A 21,376-nucleotide genomic window follows, 5' to 3' on the forward strand; every position below is an offset into this window, starting at 1 on the left:
ATGGGGCAATCCTCGTGAGGTGACCCCTGCAGGTTAGAAACTGTTACCCATGTGCCTGAACAAAACTGTCACCTATGTGGGTGAGTCGTACCGGGCGAGACCTTTTGGTTCCTTTTGGGTCGTTTGCCAAAAGGGACTCGCCCGAGGGGGCGAAACCCAATACATCAGCGCACGCCGTAGCGGCGCAGAACACCCAACCCCAAGCAAGCAAAGAGCATCGCGGACAAAGTCCGCTCCTACGCGAGCCTAATGAGCTGCCGTCTGATTCCTACGCCGTTCAGGAATGGTTCAGCCAGGAATCGAAGAACTTTGAGGTATGACAGTTCCGGTGAAATCCACGCCGTCTAGTCTGGGGGCATTCCCACTTTCCCAGCAGGCAGGAGCCGGGAGTCACAGCATGACTGCACCGCAAACCACCGACGGCAAACCGCACGGCACCGAACTCAAAAGCACCGACTGGTACCGCAAGAGCGTCGACCAGACCCTGGCCGACCTGCAGACCAGCGCGGAAGGCCTTTCCCCCGACGAAGCCGAGGCGCGGCTGTTGCGCGTCGGCCCCAACGCCCTGCCAGCCAAGGAGGTCGATCCTCTCTGGCTGCGCTTCGCCCGGCACTTCAACGACGTGCTGATCTACATCCTCCTCGCCGCCGCCGTGGCCACCGCGCTGATGGGCCACTGGACCGACACCCTCGTCATCCTGCTGGTGGCGGTGATCAACGCCGGCATCGGCTTCTTCCAGGAGAACAAGGCGGAGAAATCCCTCGCCGCCCTGCGCGGCATGCTCAGCAGCACCGCGCACGTGGTGCGCAACGGCAAGAAGATCGAGATGGACGCCGCCCAGCTGGTGCCCGGCGACATCGTCATCCTGCGCCCCGGCGACAAGATTCCCGCCGACGTGCGCCTGTTCGACGTGCACCACCTGCAGGTCGAGGAATCCATGCTCACCGGGGAATCCCTCACGGTGGGCAAACACGCCGAGGCGCTGGACCAGGAAGCGCTGCTGGCCGACCGCACCAACCTCGGTTTCTCCGGCACCAACGTCAGCGCCGGCAACGCGCGCGGCGTGGTGATCGGGACCGGGCCGGCCACCGAACTGGGGCGCATCAACAAGCTGATCGCCAACGTCGACGAGGGCGAGACGCCGCTGCTGCGGCAGATCGCCGAGCTGGGCAAGCGCATCTTCGGGCTGATCATCGGCATGATGGTGGTGCTGTTCATCATCGGTTTCTTCTGGCACGACTACCCCTTCGGCGAGCTGCTGCTGTCGCTGATCAGCCTGGCGGTGGCCTCGGTGCCCGAGGGCCTGCCGGCCATCGTCTCGATCATCCTGTCGCTGGGCGTGCAGCGCATGGCGCAGAACAAGGCGATCATCCGCAAGCTGCCCACCGTGGAAACCCTGGGCGCCATGAGCGTGATCTGCTCGGACAAGACCGGCACCCTGACCATGAACGAGATGACCGTGAAGAGCGTGCTGCTCGCCAACGGCATTTACGCGGTGGAGGGCCAGAGCTACGAGCCCAAGGGCCGCATCACCTTCGGCAGCACCAGCGATGAGCTGGACTGGTCGCAGCACGCCGCGCTGGCCGACTTCATCCGCGCGGTGGACATCTGCAACGACAGCAGCCTGCAACTGGGCGACGAAGGCCGCTGGGGCGTGGTCGGCGGCCCCACCGAGGGCGCGCTGAAGGTCCTGGCGCGCAAGGCGAACCTGCCGGAGGTCGAATTCCAGAAGTTCGGCAAGATTCCCTTCGACTCCGCCTACAAGTACATGGCGCGGCGCTGCGACGTCGCCGGGCAGCACCTGGTCTACCTCAAAGGCGCACCCGACGTGCTGCTGCGCATGTGCCAGCAGCAACTCGGCGCCAATGGCGTGGAGCCGCTGGACCGCGAGTACTGGGAGCGCGAGATGAGCTTCATCGCCGGGCAGGGCCTGCGCATGCTGGCCGCCGCCTACAAGCAGGTGCAGCCCGATGACGGCGTGATCGACCACGAGGACGTGCAGGACGGCATGATCTTCCTCGGCGTCGCCGGCCTGCTCGACCCGCCGCGCCCGGAGGCCATCGAGGCCATCGCGCTGTGCAAGCGCGACGGCATCCAGGTGAAGATGATCACCGGCGACCACCCGGATACCGCCGTGGCCATCGCCGGCATGCTCGGCATGGGCAACGACCTGCGCGCCATGACCGGCCAGGAGCTGGAGCAGGCCGATGACACCCAGCTGAAAGCCCTCGCCATGCAGTACTCGGTGTTTGCCCGCACCAGCCCCGAGCACAAGCTGCGCCTGGTGCGCGCGCTGCAGGCCAATGAGGAAGTGGTCGGCATGACCGGCGACGGGGTCAACGACGCCCCGGCGCTGAAACAGGCGGACGTCGGCATCGCCATGGGCATCAAGGGCACCGAGGTGACCAAGGAAGCCGCCGACATGGTGCTCACCGACGACAACTTCTCCACCATTGCCGGCGCCGTGCGCGAGGGTCGCCGGGTCTACGACAACCTGAAGAAGACCGTGCTGTTCATCCTGCCGACCAACATGGCCCAGGGCCTGCTGATCGTCATGGCGATCCTCGCCGGCGCGGTGATCCCGCTGGCACCGCTGCAGATCCTCTGGATGAACATGGCGACCTCCACCACCCTGTCCTTCGCCCTGGCCTTCGAGCCGGGCGAGCCGGGGATGATGCGCCGGCCGCCGCGCAACGCGAAGGAATCGATCCTCAACGGTTTCGCGGTCTGGCGGGTGCTCTACGTGGGCGGCCTGCTCACCGCCGCGGCCTTCCTGCTGGAAGCCTGGATGGTCAGCAACGGCCAGGACACCGACCACATCCGCACCATGATCCTGCACACCCTGGTCACGGCGCAGTGGGCCTACCTGTTCAACTGCCGCCTGCAGGAGGAGTTCTCGCTGAACACCGCCCTGCTGCGCAACGGCGCTCTGCTCACCGTGACCCTGGCGCTGATCCTGCTGCAGTGCTTCGTGATCTACGTGCCCTTCATGCAGACCGCCTTCCACACCGTCGCCCTGCCCTTCAGCGGCTGGCTGATCTCGTTAGGGATAGGCATCGCGGTGTTCTTCGCGGTGGAACTGGAGAAGCTGGTGATCCGCCGCTGGAAGGCTTCGCGCCGGTGATCCCGAACGGCGCACGACCGCTCACATCATGCGCCGGCCCCCAGGTAACGTAGGAGCGAGCTTGCTCGCGAACAGCCCAAGCCCCTTCCCTCAACCGGAGGGGCTTGTTGTTTGTGGGAAGAGCTTCGCGAGCAAGCTCGCTCCTACAGGGTGGAGCAGGTTCTCCCTGCAGGATCGAGCCATGCCCGCGAACGGCCTCAGAACAGCGGCAAGGTGTAGCTGACGATCAGCCGGTTCTCGTCCTGGTCGCGCTGGGTCGGGGTGCCGGAGCCGCTGGCGGCCAGGCCGCTGCGCAGCATGGCGTTGCGCCAGGAGAAGCCCAGGCCCTTGAGGGTGCCTTCGGGTATCACGTAGGACAGCGTCAGGTCGCGCTCCCATTCGCCCTGGTCGCCGCTGGCGGTCCTGATGTCGTCGCCCTTGAGGTAGATCGCCGCAAAGGTCAGGCCCGGCAGGCCGGCCTGGGCGAAGTCGTAGCCGTAGCGCGCCACCCAGGTGCGCTCGCCGGCATGCAGGAACTTGCCGATCTGCACGTCGGTGATCAGGTAGGCGCTGCCGCTGGCACCGTCGCCACGGTTCAGGTAGGGGAAGTCGCTGTCGCCGTTCATGACCTGGTAGCCGGCGCCGAGGCTGTGTCCGGACAGGCTGTAGGTGAACATCCCGCTGTAAGCGCGGTTGTCCACTTCGCCCTTGGTCACCCGGTTGCCGTAGTAGCCGCTGGAGAGGTAGCCGTCGGCGCGCCCGGAGGCGCTGCCGTTCTTGCCGTCGGAGTCGCTGTCGAAGGCGCGCAGGTCGGTCTTCAGCACGCCGGGGCCGAGGTTCAGGCTGTGCTGCAGGCCGAGGAAGTGCTGCTGGTAGAACTCGCTGAGCTGGCCGTAGTAGTACTGCAGCGTCAGGTCCTTGCTCAGCTTGTAGTCGCCGCCGGCATAGTAGAACTCGTTGCTGTCGCGGGCCGTGGCGCCGCTGTTGGCGCCCTGGATCGACATGCCGCGCCAGTCGCTGGAGTTGCGCCCGCGGGTGTGCTCCAGCTTGCCGGCCACCAGGCTGAGGTTGTCGATGTCGGTGCTGGTCACCTGCCCGCCTTCGAAGGTGCCCGGCAACAGGCGACCGTCGTTGTAGGTCACCACCGGCAGCTTGGGCATCAGGGTGCCGTAGCGCAGTTCGGTGCTGGAAATCTTCGCCTTGAGGGTCGGCCCGAGGCTGCCGAAGTCGTTCACCGCCTCGCCGTTGCTCTTGGACGGGAACACCGTGCCGGCCTGCTGGCTGGCCGACTCGTAGTGGGTGCCGCCGCCGCTGTCGAGGCGGACGCCGAGCAGGCCGATGGCATCGACGCCGAGGCCCACGGTGCCCTGGGTGTAGCCCGAGGTGTAGTTGAGGATGAAGCCCTGGCCCCACTCTTCCTGGCGGCTCGGGTCGGCCGTGCCGTTGCGGTTGTCGCTGTTGATGTAGAAGTTGCGCAGGGTCAGGCTGGCCTTGCTGTCCTCGAGGAAGCCGGCAGCCTGGGCGGCAGGCACGAGGAAGCCGAGGGCGGCGCAGGCGATGGCGGCGCCCAGGGTGGAGTTTTTCATTGTTGTCTCCGGGTCGTGGATTTCAGGGTGAGCGCCACCCGTCCCAGCAGAGCGGGCAGGCGCGAGGTTTTTGTAGGAGCGAGCTTGCTCGCGAACGGGCAAGCTCAGGGTTACCCGCAGCGTCTGACAGCGCTGCGGGCGTTCAGAAGCGGATCAGGTCAGGCTTGCATCAGGTGACCGGGGCCGGGTTGAACAGCACCAGGTCGTTGTGCAGGTGGTGCCGCTCGGCCCAGGTGTGGACCTTGCCGCTGGCCACGTCGAGGTAGAGCTGGAAGATTTCCCAGCCCAGTTCGTCCAGGGTCATGCGCCCGGACGTAACGCGGCCGGCATCGACGTCGATCAGGTCCGGCCAGCGCTCGGCGAGTTCGGTGCGGGTCGCCACCTTGATCACCGGCGCCATGGCCAGCCCGTAGGGCGTGCCGCGTCCGGTGGTGAAGATGTGCAGGTTCATCCCGGCGGCCAGTTGCAGGGTGCCGCAGATGAAGTCGCTGGCCGGGGTGGCGCAGTACTGCAGGCCCCTGCCCTTCACCCGTGCGCCCGGCGGGATGACCCCGGCGATGGCGCTGCTGCCGGACTTGGCGATGGAGCCCATGGCCTTCTCGACGATGTTGTTCAGTCCGCCCTTCTTGTTGCCGGGCGTGGTGTTGGCACTGCGGTCGGCCATGCCGCGGGCGAGGTAGCGGTCGTACCAGTCCATCTCGGCGACCAGTTGCTCGGCCACTTCGCGGTTGGCAGCGCGGGCGGTGAGCAGGTGGATGCCGTCGCGCACTTCGGTGTTCTCGGAGAACATCACCGTGGCGCCGGCCCGCACCAGCAGGTCGGCGGCCACACCCAGCGCGGGGTTGGCAGTGACGCCGGAAAAGGCGTCGCTGCCGCCGCACTGCATGCCCACCACCAGTTCCGAGGCCGGCACCGTCTCGCGGCGGCGCTGGTCGAGGACCACCAGACGCTCCTCGATCAGCTCCAGTATCTGCGTAACCATGCCCTGGAAGCCGTTGCCGGACTCCTGCAGGCGGTACAGCCACTGCGCCTCGTCCTGCCCGGCGGTGAGTGCGTCGCCGTCCATCAGCTGCACCGGCTGCAACTTTTCGCAGCCCAGGCCGATGACCAGCGCCTGGCCGCCGAGGTTGGGGTTGCGCGCCAGGTTGTACAGCGTGCGGATCGGGATGATCGCGTCCGGCGCATTGATCGCCACGCCGCAGCCGTAGCTGTGGGTCAGCGACACCACGTCATCGACGTGCGGGTACTTGGGCAGCAGCTCGCGGCGGGCGCGTTCCACGCAGTGGTCCAGCACCCCGGTCACGCACTGCACCGTGGTGCTGACGCCCAGCAGGTTGCGTGTGCCGACGCTGCCGTCGGCGTTGCGGTAACCCTCGAAGCTGTAGCCGGTCAGGGGCTCGGCGGCGGGCGGCACTTCGGTGGCCAGCGGCAGTGCGTCCAGCTCCGGCGGCTCCGGCAGGCTGAGCAATTGCTCGGTCACCCAGCGGCCCTTGGCGATGGGTGCCAGGGCGTAGCCGATCACCGTGCCGTAGCGCAGCACCGGCGCGCCTTCGGCGATATCCACCAGCGCCACCTTGTGGCTCTGCGGGATCGACTCGGCGGCCACCAGCTCATCCGGGAAGCGACCGCCAGCGGCGACGCCCTGGTCGTTGACGACGATGGCGACGTTATCGTCCGCGTGCAATTTCACGTAGCGCGGCGAGTCCTGGTGCGGGATCAACTGCATGACACTCATCTCCGAAATACCCCCGGAACTGCTCAGGAATTGGCCGGGGCCAGACGTTTTTCAGGTACCTGGCGACCCTTTGGGTCCTCTTCGCGCAGCTCCACACGCTCGATGCGGCCGACGATGAACAGGTAGCTCAGCACGGCCACCAGCGCGTTGGCGCCGACGAACACCAGGGCCCACTTGAACGAGCCGGTGGCGCTGATCAGGTAGCCGATGACGATCGGCGTGGTGATCGAGGCGAGGTTGCCGAAGGTGTTGAACAGGCCGCCGGAAAGACCGGCGATCTGCTTGGGCGAGGTATCCGCCACCACCGCCCAGCCCAACGCGCCCAGGCCCTTGCCGAAGAACGCCAGGGTCATGAAGCCGACCACCATCCACTCGGCATCGACGTAGTTGCAGAACACCATGGTGGTGGACAGCAGCAGGCCGCAGACGATCGGCAGCTTGCGGGCGAAGGTCAGCGAATGGCCGCGACGCAGCAGGTAGTCGGAGATGATCCCGCCCAGCACGCCACCAAGGAAGCCCATCAGCGCGGGCAGCGAGGCGATGAAGCCGGCCTTGAGGATCGACATGCCGCGCTCCTGCACCAGGTACACCGGGAACCAGGTGAGGAAGAAGTAGGTGATGGCGTTGATGCAGTACTGGCCCAGGTACACGCCCAGCAGCATGCGGCTGCGCAGCAGCTGGCTGACGTAGTGCCATTTCGGGCCGTCGCTGGCGCGCTTCTGGTCCATGTCGACCATGCCACCGCCGGCTTCGATGGCGGCGACTTCAGCGGCGTTGGTGCGCGGGTGCTCCTTGGGGTTGTAGATGGTCTTCATCCAGATGGCGGCGAAGACCATGCCCAGCACGCCCATCACCACGAACACGTGTTCCCAGCCGAAGTGGAAGACGATCCAGCCCATGATCGGCGCGAACAGCGCGGTGGCAAAGTACTGCGCGGAGTTGAAGATGGCCGAGGCCGTGCCACGCTCGGCGGTGGGGAACCAGGCGGCGACGATGCGCGCGTTGCCCGGGAAGGACGGCGCCTCGGCGAAGCCCACCATGAAGCGCAGCAGGAACAGCGCGATCACCGCGCTGGCCACCGGCAGGTAGCCGACGAAGCCCTGCAGGAAGGTGAACAGCGACCAGATGAAGATGCCCGCGGCGTAGACCTTCTTCGAACCGAAGCGGTCGAGCAGCCAGCCGCCGGGAATCTGCCCGGCCACGTAGGCCCAGCCGAAGGCGGAGAAGATGTAGCCCAGGGTGACCGCGTCGATACCCAGGTCCTTCTGCAGGCTGGAGCCGGCGATGGAAATGGTGGCGCGGTCGGCGTAGTTGATGGTGGTTACCAGAAACAGCATCAGCAGGATCAGGTAACGCACATGCGTCGGTTTGGCGGTTGCTTGGCTCATCGATTGCGTCTCGTGTCTTGTTGTTATGGGAGCGACCGGCGCAGGCCGGCCAGATTATCAGCCGGCCCGGCGCAGCGAGCCGTTACCGCCTCCTTGCCGACGTACGGCGGGCGCGGCCGGTACGTCCGTTCCGACTCGCACGCAGGGCACAGCGGCGAGCGACACAGCAGATAGCGCGCCACGGCCGGCGGGCAGCCGGATGGCATACAGCGAGAGAGCGTGGAGCGAAGAAAAGGGCCCCGCCGGACGCCTGGCGAGCAGGCGAGACGACACGGCGCGGCCAGGCAACTGGCGCGGGGAAAGCCGGCGCACGGCGGCGCGGCGATGTGAGATCGGACGGTTCAGCATGACGACCTACCTGCGAAGTTGAGCGGAGTGGGAGTGCTCGGGGCGCGTTCAGCGCCTGGGTTCGCGGGTACGTGTCGGCTGCGGGCAGTCGATGGTCATGGTGTTTCCCCTGCTTTGTTCTTGTGTCGGGGTTCGGGTCATGTCTTGTGCGGCGGGCGGCGCTGGCAGGCGCCACCCGCTGCTGGTACTGCTGTCGGTCAGGCGCCGACGTAGGCGGTCTTCACCGTGGTGTAGAACTCCTGGGCGTAGCGACCCTGCTCGCGCGGGCCGTAGGACGAGCCTTTGCGACCGCCGAACGGCACGTGGTAATCCACGCCGGCGGTGGGCAGGTTGACCATCACCATCCCGGCCTGGGCGTGGCGCTTGAAGTGCGCGGCATGCTTGAGCGAGGTGGTGGCGATGCCGGCGGACAGGCCGAACTCGGTGGCGTTGGCCTGGGCCAGCGCTTCGTCGTAGTCCTTCACCTTGAGGATGCTGGCCACGGGGCCGAAGATTTCCTCGCGGTTGATGCGCATCTCCGGGGTGGTCTCGTCGAACAGCGCCGGGGCCATGTAGTAGCCCTCGGTGGCCAGCGCCAGGCGCTCGCCGCCGAACAGCAGGCGCGCGCCTTCGTTGCGGCCGATCTCGACGTAGTCCAGGTCCTGGCGCAGCTGCGCTTCGGAAACCACCGGGCCGATGTCGATGCCGTCCTGCAGCGCATTGCCCACCTTGATCTTGCGCATGCGCTCGACCATGGCTTCGACGAAGCGCGGGTAGATGCCTTCGGTGACGATCAGCCGGCTGGACGCCGTGCAGCGCTGGCCGGTGGAGTAGTAGGCGCTCTGCACCGACAGCTCCACGGCGCTGGCGAGGTCCGCATCATCTAGGATGATCTGCGGGTTCTTGCCGCCCATCTCCAGCTGCACCTTGGCGCCACGGGCCACGCATTGCGCGGCGATGCGGCGGCCGACGCCGACCGAACCGGTGAAGCTCACGGCGTCCACCTGCGGGTGGTTGACCAGGGCCTCGCCGATCACGCTGCCACGGCCCATCACCAGGTTGAACACGCCGTTGGGGAAGCCGGCGCGGGAGATGACTTCCGCCAGCGCCCAGGCACTGCCCGGCACCAGGTCGGCGGGCTTGAGCACCACGCAGTTGCCGTAGGCCAGGGCCGGGGCGATCTTCCACGCCGGGATGGCGATGGGGAAGTTCCACGGGGTGATCAGGCCGACCACGCCCACGGCTTCGCGGGTCACCTCGACGCTGACGCCGGGGCGCACCGAGGGCAGCAGGTCGCCGGCCAGGCGCAGGCATTCACCGGCGAAGAACTTGAAGATGTTCCCCGCGCGGCCGACTTCGCCGATCGCTTCGGGAAGGGTCTTGCCCTCCTCCCGCGCCAGCAGCGCGCCCAGCTCGGCGCGGCGGGCGAGGATCTCGCTGCCGACCTTGTCCAGTGCGTCGGCGCGGGCCTGCACGTTGCTGTTGGACCAGGCCGGGAAAGCGGCGCGGGCCGCCTCCACTGCCTGGTTGACCAGCGCGGCGTCGCCCAGCGCGTAATCGCCGACCACATCGGAGAGGTCCGACGGGTTGCGGTTCGGGGTTGCGTCGCTGACGGCCAGCCACTGGCCGTCGACGTAGTGCGAATACTGTTGTGCCACGGGAACCTCCGGCTTACTGCGGGCCGAGTTTCTTGATCAGCGCGTCGAGCATCTCGACTTCTTCGCCGGTGAGGTCGGTCAGCGGTGCGCGCACCGGGCCGGCGTCATGGCCCACCAGCTTGGCGCCAGCCTTGATGATGCTCACGCCGTAGCCTTCGCAGCGGTTGCGGATGGCCAGGTAAGGCAGGAAGAAATCGTCGATCAGGCGATTGACCGTGGCGTGGTCGTCGCTGGCGATGGCGTTGTAGAAGTCGATGGCGGTCTTCGGGATGAAGTTGAACACGGCCGAGGAATACACCGGCACGCCCAGCGCCTTGTAGGCCGCTGCGTAGACTTCGGCGGTCGGCAGGCCGCCGAGGTAGGTCAGGCGCTCGCCCAGGCGGCGGCGGATGGCGACCATCGGCTCGATCTCGCCGATGCCGTCCTTGAAGCCGATCAGGTTCGGGCAGCGGTCGGCGAGCTTTTCCAGGCTGTCGGCGTTGAGGCGGCAGACGTTGCGGTTGTACACCACCACACCGAAGTCCACCGAGCGGCAGACCTGCTCGACGTGGGCCACCAGGCCTTCCTGGCTGGCTTCGGTCAGGTAGTGCGGCAGCAGCAGGATGCCGGCAGCGCCCTGCTTCTCGGCTTCCTGGGCGTAGGCGATGGCCTGACGGGTCGGGCCGCCGGCGCCGGCGAGGATCGGTACCTGGCCACGGCAGGTATCCACCGCGGTCTTGATGATCGAGGAGAACTCGTTGGGCTCCAGCGAGAAGAACTCGCCGGTACCGCCGGCCGCAAAGAGTGCACTGGCGCCGTAGGGGGCCAGCCACTCCAGGCGGCGGGCGTAGGTGTCCGCGCGGAAGTTGCCCTGGGTATCGAAGTCCGTCACGGGGAACGACAGCAGACCGGACGAAAGGGTGGACTTCAGTTCTTGTGGATTCATTGGCGATCACCCTGCAAAGCGAATTTTTATAGGAAGAGGTGCAACGACAATCGGCTTATGGCGTCATGTTGTCGGTCATCGTACAACTACAAACAAAAGCCGACAAGTCGTCAGACAACCTTTTCTTCCGTCCGCTCGTCAGCCGAGTTTTTCTTCGGCCGATTCGTGGGCGCGGCGCAGGCGTTCGCGGGAGTTGGTCAGGTGCAGGCGCATGGCGGCGCGGGCGGCGTCGGTGTCGCCGCGGGCGATGGCATCGAAGATGTCTTCGTGCTCGCGGTTGACCCGCGCCAGGTAGTGGTTCTGGTCGTCATGGGCCAGGCGTGCGGAGTTCAGGCGGGTGCGCGGGATGATGCTCGCCCCCAGGTGGCTCATGATGTCGGTGAAGTAGCGGTTGCCCGTGGCTTCGGCGATGCGCAGGTGGAACTGGAAGTCCGAGGCCACCGCGTCGCGGCCGTTGGCCTGGCTCTCCTCCAGGGCATCCAGGGCGTCGCGCAGGCCCTGCAGCTGCTCGGGGCTGCGGCGCTGGGCGGCGAGCCCGGCGGACTCCACCTCCAGGCTGATGCGCAGCTCCAGCACCGCCAGCACGTCGCGCAGGGTGACGATGGTCGCCGGGTCGATGCGGAACGGGCCGTCCTTGGGTGTGTCCAGCACGAAGGTGCCGATGCCGTGACGGGTTTCCACCAGCCCCGCGGCCTGCAGCCGGGAGATCGCCTCGCGGACCACGGTGCGGCTGACGCCCTGCTCGGTCATGATCGCCGACTCGGTGGGCAGCTTGTCCCCGGGCTTGATGCGACCATCGCGGATACGCGCGGAAAGCTCGGCGACCACCTCATGGGCGAGGCTGCGGGAACGTTTGCGGGGAAGCGGGCTGGTCGGCATGGTGGTCGCTGGAATGGATGAAGAGGCGGTCATCGTACAACATCGGGATGGCGCCCGGCCATGGTCGGCCAGTTGTGTGATGACTCTGCCCTGCCCTCGTCAATCCCTCACCGTGCGGTTCGCGAGCAAGCTCGCTCCTGCGGGTTCAGGCATGGACATTCCCTGTAGGAGCGGGCCATGCCCGCGATCGCGCGCATGGCGCGCTCCTACAGGGGAGCACGGAGTCACCCGGAAGCCGCCGATCCCGCCTCGATCTGCAGGGCTTCACTGATGCAACCGCAGTACCGCCTCCAGCTCTTCGCGCAACCAGGGCTCGTCGATCTGCGGCAGACGCCGGGTGATCTGCCGGGCCACCCAGCTCTGGCCACGGCCGATGAAGTCGAAGCGCAGCTCCAGGTCGTCGATGGCCATGGCACTGGCATGGAAGTCGCCAACGCCTGTGTCGGGCGTGGCGCCCAGGCGTTCCAGGCAGCGGCGCAGGCGCCGGCAGCTTTCCGCCTCGCCCTGGTGCAAACGCTCCAGGCGATGACGGGCCACCGCCTCATCGGCCTGCCGCAGGCTGTCGAGCATCACCCGCGCGCCGGCACGCTCGGCGCGCATCAGGGTCTGCAACCAGTCAATCAGATCGTCGGACATGAAGCCCCCAGGTCATCGCGAAGGTCCATCCTAGACCGTCTCGCAAAGCAGTTTTAAATGAATTGAATTGCACTGACGCTGCACTTTTCCGAATGCATCCCGCCGGCGCCGTACCTCTTCATTTCCGCCGCGCCGCTCGTCGGCCTTGATCCCGGACAAGGCATGGCAGAGCGGTCGCGTGTCAGCACCTCACCTTGAAATCAAAATAACTGCACTTATGCAGCATTATTATTCGTTTGTTGCATCCATCTCGGCTGTTCAGACTGATCGGGCTCCCTGCGGCGAATTGCCTCCTACCTTGCCTCTTCGCCCATTAAGCAACGCTTAGCACGCTCGGGTGGCCAGGGAGCCGTCAGTCAACCGGAGTACGACGGAATCAAGATGGACAGCGCGATACCCCTCGATCAGCACACCCCCCGCGACGCCGAATACAACTACGACATCGTCCGCCGCTTCACCCTCACCACCCTGGGCTGGGGCATCCTCGGGATGCTCATGGGCGTGTTCATCGCCGCCCAGCTGGTGTGGCCGCAATTGAGCCTGGAGATGCCCTGGACCAGCTTCGGGCGCATCCGGCCGATCCACACCAACCTGGTGATCTTCGCCTTTGGCGGCAGCGCGCTGTTCGCCACCTCCTTCTATGTGGTGCAGCGCACCTGCCGCGTGCGGGTCATCTCCGACTCCCTGGCCAACCTGCTGTTCTGGGGCTGGCAGGCGAGCCTGGTGGCCATGCTGATCAGCTACCCGCTGGGCATCACCACGTCCAAGGAATACGCCGAGATGGAATGGCCCATCGCCGTCTGGGTGACCTTCCTCTGGCTGATCTACGCCTACCTGTTCTTCGGCACCATCGCCCGGCGCAAGGTACGCCACATCTACGTGGGCAACTGGTTCTACGGCGCTTTCATCGTGGTCACCGGGATGGTCCACGTGGTCAATCACCTGGCGATTCCGGTAACCCTGCTCAAGTCCTACCCGCTCTACTCGGGCGCCACCGACGCGATGATCCAGTGGTGGTACGGCCACAGCGTGGTGGGCTTCATCCTCTCGGTGGGCTTCCTCGGCATGATGTACTACTACGTGCCCAAGCAGGCCGAGCGGCCGATCTACTCCTACCGCCTGTCCATCGTGCACTTCTGGGCGATCATCACCCTGTACATCTGGGCCGGCCCGCACCACCTGCACTACACCGCCCTGCCCGACTGGGCGCAGAGCCTGGGCATGGTGATGTCGCTGATCCTTCTGGCACCCAGCTGGGGCGGCATGATCAACGGCATGATGACCCTCTCCGGGGCCTGGCATAAGCTGCGCACCGACCCGATCCTGCGCTTCCTCGTGGTGTCGCTGGCCTTCTACGGCATGTCCACCTTCGAGGGCCCGATGATGGCGATCAAGACGGTGAACTCGCTGTCGCACTACACCGACTGGACCATCGGCCACGTGCACGCCGGCGCCCTGGGCTGGGTGGCGATGATCTCCATCGGCGCGCTCTACCACATGATCCCCAAGCTCTACGGCCGCGAGCAGATGCACAGCGTCGGGCTGATCAACGCGCACTTCTGGCTCGCCACCATCGGCACAGTCCTCTACATCGCCTCGATGTGGGTCAACGGCATCACCCAGGGCCTGATGTGGCGCGCGGTGAACGAGGACGGCACGCTGACCTACTCCTTCGTCGAGGCGCTGGCGGCCAGCCATCCGGGCTATATCGTGCGGCTGATCGGCGGCTCCACCTTTGCCAGCGGCATGCTGCTGATGGCCTGGAACACCTGGGCCACGGTGCGCTCCGGCAAGCCGGTGTCGAACCTCGCAGCGGCTGCGGCCTGAGGACTCGACGATGCTGCTGAGTCTTATCGGCCTGATCGCCTGCGCTGCTGCCTGCTGGCGAGGCTGCCGCCGCACCGACGAACAGGCGGCGCTGCTGCCCTTCGCCGACGACCCGGACGCCGCGCGGCGCATGAGCGCGGCCACCGGCCGGCACTGCGAGCGGATCGTCCGGCCGCTGCCGGAGCCGCCACCGCCTTACCGAATGCGCGCCTGATTTCCCGCTCTATCGATTTCCCGCTCCACGGACGGAGCCTCCCCGAGTGCCGATGTTGGCACCTTGCAGGGCTCTTCCCCGCGAGAGCCCGTTTTTTTCAGACTTCGCTCCCCGGATTTCCCGATGCCCGCCCTCACCGGCTGGCGGCACCGTGCCGCCGCGTACCTGCCCGACATTCCCCACACCCGCCCGCGCGAATGGCTGCGCGCCTCCCTCGGCGCCAGCCTGGGCTTCCTGCTCAGCGCCGCCACCTGCGGCCTGCTGTTCGGCTCCTCGGTGGCGCTGCACTTTGCCGGCCCCTGGGCCGCTTCGGCGGTTTTGCTGTTCGCCGTCTCTTCCGGTGCCCTCGCCCAGCCCTGGTCGGTGATCGGCAGCTACCTGTGTGCGTCACTGGTGGCGCTGCTGATCGGCCTCTGGCTGCCCGCCGGCATCGCCAGCGCCGCTCTCGCGCTGGGGCTGAGCCTGCTGCTGATGTACCCGCTGCGCTGCCTGCATCCACCGGGCGGCGCGCTGGCCTTCTGCATGGTGTTCGCCTCACCCACACCTGGCGAGCCGGTGTGGTTGGCATCGCTATCCGCTATCAGCGGCGGTCTCGGCCTGGTGCTCCTGGCCCTGCTGTTCAACAACCTGACGCGCATGCCCTACCCGCGCCGCCGCAGCCTCGCCGCGGACAACCACCAGACCCGGGACCCGGCCCCCGGCGCGCGGCTTGGCATCCAGGCCGCCGACCTCGATCAGGCGCTGGACGAGCTTGAGGGCTTTGTCGACATCACCCGCGACGACCTCGAACGCCTGGTGCGCAGCACTGAGCGCCACGCCCTGCGCCGCAGCATGGGCGATACCCGCGCGCGGGAAGTGATGTCCCGCGACCTGATCTGTGCCTCGCCGGAAACCCCGCTCAGCCACGCCCTGCGCCTGCTGGTGAAGCACCACCTGAAGGCCCTGCCGATCCTCGACGAGGAGCGCCGTCTGGTGGGCATCGTCAGCCTGATCGACCTGCTGGTGCCCCGAGGCACCTGGTGGAAGCGCCTGCTCGGCAGTATCGGCCTGCACCGCGACCGCCTGCTGGGCGAGGTGATGACCCGCCCGGTACTGCACGTGGATGCCGGCACCCATGTGGTGGAGCTGATCCCGCTGCTCTCCGACCAGGGTCTGCACTGCCTGCCGGTGCTGGAGCGTGGCGAACTGGTGGGCGTGATCACCCAGACCGACCTGATCGCCGCCCTGCAACGCGACCTGCTCAGTCACCTGGGCTGAACGCTCTTTCCACCTGGGCCTGCAGCCCTTTCCGTTACACTGGCCGCCTGATTCGCGCAGAAGCCTTTGCATGGACATCGACCTCACCCGCACCTTCCTGGAAATCGTCCGCCACGGCAGCTTCGTGGCCGCCGCCGAACGCATGCACGTCACCCAGACCGCGATCACCGCGCGGGTGCAGAAGCTGGAGGCACACCTCAACTGCACGCTGTTCGTGCGCAACCGCGCCGGCGCCAGGTTGACCCCGGACGGCGAGGCCTTCGTCACCTACGCCAACCAGATCCTGCAGACCTGGGAGGCCGCCCAGCGCGACCTGCCATTGCCCGAGGGCATCCACAACGTGCTGCACATCGGTGGCGAGGTGAGCCTGTGCAACCCGCTGATGCTGCGCTGGGTCAGCCGTATCCGCCAGACCATCGGCGACCACGCGGTGCGCGCCGAGATCGGCGACGGCCAGAGCCTGCTGCGCCAGCTGGAGCTGGGTGTGCTCGACGCCGCCCTGGTCTACCAGCCGACCTACTGGCCGGGGATGCAGGTGGAACAGTTGCTGGAGGAGAAGCTGATCCTGGTGCGCGCGCAGAACCCCGAGCCCTATGTCTACATCGACTGGGGCGAAGGCTTCCGCCAGCAGCACGACAGCGCCCTGCCGGAACTGTCCAAGGCACCGGTGTCGTTCAACCTCGGCCCGCTGGCGTTGCAGTACATCCTGGAGAACGGCGGCTCGGGTTACTTCCGTACGCGGGTGGTGCAGAGCTATCTGGACCGCAAGGTGCTGCGCCGGGTGCCCAAGGCGCCGGAGTTCAGCTACCCGACCTATCTGGTGTATTCGCGGGACCGCGATTCGCAGGCGCTGCAGCAGGCTTTCGCGCTGCTGCGCGAGGTGGTGGCGCAGGACCCGGACTGGTCGCAGCGCTGGGACCCGATGATCTGAGCCCGTTGTGCGGATGCTGCCGGCCGCCGTAAGAGCGAGCCCGCCCGCAAGCCCCGCCCGGACAACCATGGCAGGCAGGCTCGCCCCTACAGGTGCCACGCCTTGACCTCCCCAGGTTCCCGGCCCTTCCCTGTCAGGGGAAGGAGGCGTATGCCGGGTGTTTCCGTGTTCATGAAGTCCTCGCGGACAAAGTCCGCAAACCCTCGACGCTGATACGTAGGGCGCATAACGCCCCAGGCGTTATCCGCCATTTCGGCGGATAACCCGTTCCGGGTTATGCGCCCTACGCGGCTACCTTATCAGCCGCGGTTACATCAACCGCGCCTTGAGCAACGGCCGCAGCAGGTAGTTCAGCACGCTGCGCTTGCCGCTGAGGATGTCCACCTCGGCGACCATGCCGGGGATGATCGGCAGCACCTCGCCGTTGCGCATCAGCTGGCTGCCGTCGGTCTTGATCAGCACCTGGTAGTAGTACTCCTTGCCGTGCACCGTATCTTCTTCGATCGTGTCGGCGCTGATCTGTTCCAGGGTGCCCTTCAAATCACCGTAGATGCTGTAGTCGTAGGCGGTGATCTTGACCTTGGCCGGCATGCCCGGCACCAGGAAGGCCACGTCGCGCGGCTTGACCTTGGCTTCCACCAGCAGGCGATCCTCCACCGGGATCACCTCCATGATCGGCTCGCCGGGCTGCACCACGCCGCCGCGGGTGCTGATCAGCACGGTGTTCACCCGCCCGCGTACCGGCGAGAGGATTTCCGTGCGGCGCAGCTGGTCCTTGCGCTGCTGGACGATGGGCTCGATCTGCGCCAGCTGGGCCTTCTTCTCCTGCCGCTCGGTGTAGGCATCCTGGAAATAGGTGTTCTTCAGCTCGGTGAGCTTGCCGCTCAGGGTGGCGATGTCCTGGCTCAGCTTGAGCGCTTCCATCTGGCTCACTGCGCGGCGCTCCACCAGCGGCTTGACCAGCGCCAGCTGGCTCTGCGCCAGGCGAATCTGCTGCTGCAGCGAGCGGGTGTTCTCTTCCAGCTTGTCGCGACGCGACTTGAACAGCTCGCGCTCGGAGCGTGCCACCGGGCCGTCGGCGGGCATGCCTGCTGGGAATACGATGTGGTCCTGACCCATCACTTCCGCGTCCAGCCGGGCGATGGCGGCGCCCAGCACCTCGGCCTGGTTGGCCGCCTCCTGCCAGGACGTCTCGAAATGCGTGCGGTCCAGGCGCACCAGCGGCTGGCCGACCTGCACCAGCTCGCCCTCCTGCACCAGCAGGCGGTCGAGGATGCCACCCTCCAGGCTCTGGATCTTCTGCATGCGACTGAACGGCACCACCCGGCCATCGCCGCGGGTGACTTCGTCCAGTTGCGCCCAGGCCGCCCAGGCGACGGCGGCGATCAGGCTCAGCAGCAGCGCCCACAACAAGGGTCGCGATACCGGGTGGCTGGCGGCCAGCAGCGGGTCCTGCAGCTCGCGGCGCAGGCGTTCGGCGGCGCGGGTTTCACTGGCCATGGGAGGCTCCCTCCTGTCCGGGGATGTGCACCGTGCGGTCCTTGACGATCTGGTCGAGGGTGCCGTCCATCACCACCTTGCCCTGGCTGAGCACCACGGCGCGGCTGGCCACGGCGAGCATGGTCTTCTTGTGCGTGGTCATGATCAGCGTGCGGCCTTCCAGCCAGCGCTGCAGGTAGCCGATGACGTGCAGCTCGGTGCTCTGGTCGAAGGTCGCGGTGGGCTCGTCGAGCAGCACCACGGGCGGGTCCTGCAACAGGATGCGGGCAAGTCCCACGGCCTGGCGCTGGCCGCCGGAGAGGCTGCCGTTGCCCAGCAGCGGCAGGTCGAGCCCCAGCGGGTGCGAGCGAACGAAATCGCCCAGGCCGACGCCATCCAGCGCTTCGAACATTTCCTCGTCGCTGATCGCCGCGCCCTCCAGGTTGAGGTTGTCGCGCAGGGTGCCGTAGAACAGCGCCACATCCTGCGGCAGGTAGCCAATGTGGCGGCGACGATCGGAAGGGTCGATCTGCGCGATGGCCACGTCATCCAGCAGGAGCCGGCCGGATTGCGCGTCGTAGAGCCCGGCCAGCAGGCGCAGCAGGGTCGACTTGCCGGCGCCGTTGCCACCCAGCAGCGCGATGCGCTCGCCGGGGCGGATCTCCAGTGCGGCGATGTCCACCGCCGGCGGATTCTCGCCGTGGGCCAGCTTCAGGGCCTCCAGGCGGTAGTGCCCGGCGAGGCGTTCCTTGCGCACGAAGCGCTTGTCCTGCGGGCGCTCCATGGGCGCCTTCATCAACTGGTCCAGCCCTTCCATGGCGACCCTGGTGTGCTGCCAGCGACCGAGGATACCGGCGGCCTGGGACAGCGGCGCCACGGCGCGGGCGGCGAGGATGGAACAGGCCACCAGCGCGCCGACGCTCAGTTCGCCCTCGCTGATGCGGTAAACGCCGAACACCACCACGCCGACATAGCACAGTTGCTGGACGATGCTCGCGCCGTAGGACAGCGCAGTGGTCAGCGTATGGGTACGCATGGCGTTGCCAGCCAGTTGCGCGGTGAGGTTTTCCCAGAGGTGCAGGCAGCGGCCCTCGGCGCGGGTAGCCTTGACCGATTCGAGGTTCTCGATGGACTCCAGCAGGATGCCGTTCTTCACCGCGCCCTCACGCAGGTTCTCCCGCGACAGCCGCGCCAGCAGGCCCTGGCAGAACAGCCCGGGCAGCAACATCAGCAGCGCCGCCACCGCCGGCACCCAGACCAGGTGCCCGCCGATCAGCGCAATGATCAGCAGGAACAGCAGCACGAACGGCAGGTCGCTGATCAGCGCCGCGCTGGAAGCGGTGAAGAATTCGCGCACGCCCTCGAACTCGCGCACCTGGGTGCTGAACGCGCCCACCGAGCCGGGCTTGGCCGCCAGCCGGGTGTTGAGCACGCGTTCGAACAGCAGCGTGGAAAGCTGCAGGTCGATGCGCTTGCCCATGGTGGTCAGCAGGTGCCCGCGCAACCCCCGGATCACGCCTTCCAGCACGATGGCCAGACCCACGCCGGAGGCGAGTATCCACAAGGTGTCCATGGCCGCGTTGGGTACCACGCGGTCATACACCTGCATGGCGAACAATGCCGAAGCAATCGCCAGCAGGTTGGCCATCATCGCCGCCATGGCGACTTCGAAATAGGAGCGCCAGAGTCGCTTCAGCGGGCCGAAGAACCAGTGGTCCGGCTCACGCCTGGCAAAGTCGCCGACGCGCCCGTCCGCGCGGTAGCGGCACTTGGCGAAGATCGCCACGCCGCTGTAGCGCTGCTCCAGCTCCGCCAGCGCAATCCGCTCGACACCGCCATCGCTGTGCGGCACCAGCACGCTGGCCGTCTGTGCATCCTGCTCGCAGAGCACCAAAGTACCGCCGTCTTCGAGCAGCAAAAGCGCCGGCAGCAGATAGTTGTCCATTTTTGCCAGTGCCAGACGTTCGACCCGCGCGACGATGTCCGCGCGACGCAGGGCTCGGGGCACGAATCGCAGCGGCAGGCGGCCCTGCTGCAGCGGCATGCCCTCCCCCAGTTCGGCGATGCCCAGCGGCCGGCCCAGCTGGCGGCAGAGCAGGGAAAGTCCCTGGCGCAGCGGATCGGCCTCGGCCTCGTGGTCCGCCAGCAATACGACATTCTCGGCGTTCATCAGGAGGCTCCCGGGGCCAGGTGGTTTTCCAGCAGCGGCCCGAGCAGGCCGACCTGCGCGGCGGCGCGGTACTCCACGCGCTTGCGTTCGAAGCGCAGGTTGGCCAGCTGGCGTTCGGCCTCGAAGCGCTCGCGCTGCACGTTGAGCAGGTCGATCACATCGCGCCGGCCGACTTCGAACTGGTCGCGGTAGACGCCGCTGACATCGCTCGATTCACGCACCTGAGCCACCAGCGATTCCTGGCGCCAGCGCAAGGTGTCGTCGGTGTCGAAGAGGGTCTGCAGCTTGCGCCTGATGTCGCGCTGCATGGCATCGCGGGTCCAGCGGGTGGATTCGAGGTGCTGCTGGGCGGCGGTGGGCCGGCGGAAGTTGGAGATCCCCTCGAAGGTATCCATGCGCAGGCGCAGCGACACCACCGAGTCGTTCTCCAGCTGTCCGCCGATCTCACGACGCAGGGTCGAGGCTTCCAGGTTCACCTGCGGCAGCAGCGAGGCCTTGCTCTCGCGCAGCTTGGCCTCGGCCACTTCGGCGTCTTCGGCGGCCTTGCGGTACAACGGGCTGTCGAGGATCAGGCGATTCATGTCGTTGCCCGCCAGGTAGCGTTGCATGGACAGGGGCTCCGGTTCGGCGAGGTCGGCCGGCGGCTTGCCGACCAGCACCTCGTACTGGTTGCGGGCGTCCTGCAGGCTGCCCTTCTCCAGGGCCAGCTGTTCCTGGGCGCGGGACAGCTCCAGGTTGGCGCGGTCCAGTTCGCTGCGGTCGGAATAACCGTCGCCGCCGCGCGCGCGCGTCATCTCGCGGATGTCACCCAGGCGCTGGATGTGCTCGCGCACCGTCTCGATCCGCGCCTGGGCGGCGAGCACGTCGAGGTAGGTCTCGGTGATGTCCAGCGCCGCATCCTCGCGGCTCACCAGCGCGGTCTCGTCGAGCTGGCGGTGGCTGGCCTTGGCGCTGTCCACCTTGCTCTTCATCTTGCCCCAGTCATAGAGCATCTGGGACGCGGTAAGGTCGTAGACCACCTCACCGAAGTCGAACTCGTTGGGCCCGCCAGACATACTCACCTGCGGGTAGTAGCCGCCCTTGCTGATTTCCACATCGGTCCTGCCGCGCTCCGCTTCCGCCACCGCGGCGCGGACTTCGGGATGGATGGCAAGGCCGGCGCGCACGGCTTCCTCCAGTGTCTGCCCCTGGCCTGCCGCGCTCACCAGCAGCAGGCCGTACAGCCAGGCGTTGCGTAATGTCATCCAATTGTTTTCCTTGT

General features: G+C 66.9%; 15 protein-coding genes. 5 read left to right on the top strand and 10 right to left on the bottom strand.

The annotated features are described in order from the left end of the window. Nucleotides 1-397 precede the first annotated feature (397 nt). Nucleotides 398-3,124, top strand: coding sequence for a cation-transporting P-type ATPase (locus tag J2T47_RS24715; protein ID WP_253452745.1), 2,727 nt, complete (start codon nt 398-400; stop codon nt 3,122-3,124). Nucleotides 3,125-3,321: 197 nt separating this feature from the next. Here J2T47_RS24715 and J2T47_RS24720 read toward each other — a convergent pair whose 3' ends face one another. From J2T47_RS24720 to J2T47_RS24750, 7 genes are all read right to left on the bottom strand, one after another. Next, nucleotides 3,322-4,689, bottom strand: coding sequence for an OprD family porin (locus J2T47_RS24720; RefSeq protein ID WP_253452747.1), 1,368 nt, complete (start codon nt 4,687-4,689; stop codon nt 3,322-3,324). A gap of 169 nt (nt 4,690-4,858) precedes the next feature. Then, a complete protein-coding gene (gene garD / locus J2T47_RS24725; protein ID WP_253452749.1) occupies nt 4,859-6,415 on the bottom strand; it encodes a galactarate dehydratase in 1,557 nt (518 codons plus the stop codon). A 32-nt stretch (nt 6,416-6,447) separates the two neighbouring features. Beyond that, entirely contained in the window at nt 6,448-7,812 is a 1,365-nt protein-coding gene (locus J2T47_RS24730; protein WP_253452751.1) for an MFS transporter, read from the bottom strand. Between the two features lie 545 nt (nt 7,813-8,357). Beyond that, nucleotides 8,358-9,797, bottom strand: coding sequence for an aldehyde dehydrogenase family protein (locus J2T47_RS24735; protein WP_253452752.1), 1,440 nt, complete (start codon nt 9,795-9,797; stop codon nt 8,358-8,360). Nucleotides 9,798-9,810: 13 nt separating this feature from the next. Beyond that, nucleotides 9,811-10,722, bottom strand: coding sequence for a 5-dehydro-4-deoxyglucarate dehydratase (kdgD, locus tag J2T47_RS24740; protein WP_081519705.1), 912 nt, complete (start codon nt 10,720-10,722; stop codon nt 9,811-9,813). Nucleotides 10,723-10,860: 138 nt separating this feature from the next. Next, nucleotides 10,861-11,601 carry a FadR/GntR family transcriptional regulator gene (locus tag J2T47_RS24745; protein WP_253453000.1) on the bottom strand — a complete coding sequence of 247 codons (741 nt, stop codon included), beginning with the start codon at nt 11,599-11,601 and terminating at the stop codon, nt 10,861-10,863. A gap of 264 nt (nt 11,602-11,865) precedes the next feature. Continuing rightward, nucleotides 11,866-12,237: a DUF6306 domain-containing protein gene (locus J2T47_RS24750; protein WP_253452754.1), complete on the bottom strand. Its 372-nt coding sequence runs from the start codon at nt 12,235-12,237 to the stop codon at nt 11,866-11,868. 381 nt (nt 12,238-12,618) lie between these two features. On the opposite strand from J2T47_RS24750, the gene ccoN reads away from it, so the two are divergent. The 4 genes from ccoN (at nt 12,619) to J2T47_RS24770 (ending at nt 16,466) form a co-directional block, all read left to right on the top strand. After that, complete coding sequence (gene ccoN, locus J2T47_RS24755; protein WP_253452756.1) at nt 12,619-14,064, top strand: cytochrome-c oxidase, cbb3-type subunit I; 1,446 nt, start codon at nt 12,619-12,621, stop codon at nt 14,062-14,064. Nucleotides 14,065-14,074: 10 nt separating this feature from the next. Continuing rightward, complete coding sequence (locus tag J2T47_RS24760) at nt 14,075-14,278, top strand: hypothetical protein (RefSeq protein WP_253452758.1); 204 nt, start codon at nt 14,075-14,077, stop codon at nt 14,276-14,278. 123 nt (nt 14,279-14,401) lie between these two features. Continuing rightward, nucleotides 14,402-15,535 carry an HPP family protein gene (locus J2T47_RS24765; protein ID WP_253452759.1) on the top strand — a complete coding sequence of 378 codons (1,134 nt, stop codon included), beginning with the start codon at nt 14,402-14,404 and terminating at the stop codon, nt 15,533-15,535. 70 nt (nt 15,536-15,605) lie between these two features. Beyond that, complete coding sequence (locus tag J2T47_RS24770) at nt 15,606-16,466, top strand: LysR family transcriptional regulator (RefSeq protein ID WP_253452761.1); 861 nt, start codon at nt 15,606-15,608, stop codon at nt 16,464-16,466. Between the two features lie 309 nt (nt 16,467-16,775). Here J2T47_RS24770 and J2T47_RS24775 read toward each other — a convergent pair whose 3' ends face one another. Genes J2T47_RS24775 through J2T47_RS24785 form a run of 3 tightly spaced genes read right to left on the bottom strand, consistent with a single transcriptional unit; the run spans nt 16,776 to nt 21,359 of the window. Further along, a complete protein-coding gene (locus tag J2T47_RS24775) occupies nt 16,776-17,966 on the bottom strand; it encodes an HlyD family efflux transporter periplasmic adaptor subunit (RefSeq protein ID WP_253452763.1) in 1,191 nt (396 codons plus the stop codon). Continuing rightward, on the bottom strand, nt 17,956-20,115 hold the full coding sequence (locus tag J2T47_RS24780) for a type I secretion system permease/ATPase (RefSeq protein ID WP_253452765.1): 2,160 nt from the start codon (nt 20,113-20,115) through the stop codon (nt 17,956-17,958). Before J2T47_RS24780 ends, J2T47_RS24775 begins: the two co-directional genes overlap by 11 nt. Further along, entirely contained in the window at nt 20,115-21,359 is a 1,245-nt protein-coding gene (locus J2T47_RS24785) for a TolC family protein (protein ID WP_437181014.1), read from the bottom strand. Before J2T47_RS24785 ends, J2T47_RS24780 begins: the two co-directional genes overlap by 1 nt. Nucleotides 21,360-21,376 lie beyond the last annotated feature (17 nt).

Origin of the sequence: Pseudomonas nitroreducens, from assembly GCF_024170165.1 — a bacterium.
Classification (GTDB): Bacteria; Pseudomonadota; Gammaproteobacteria; order Pseudomonadales; family Pseudomonadaceae; genus Pseudomonas; species Pseudomonas nitroreducens_C.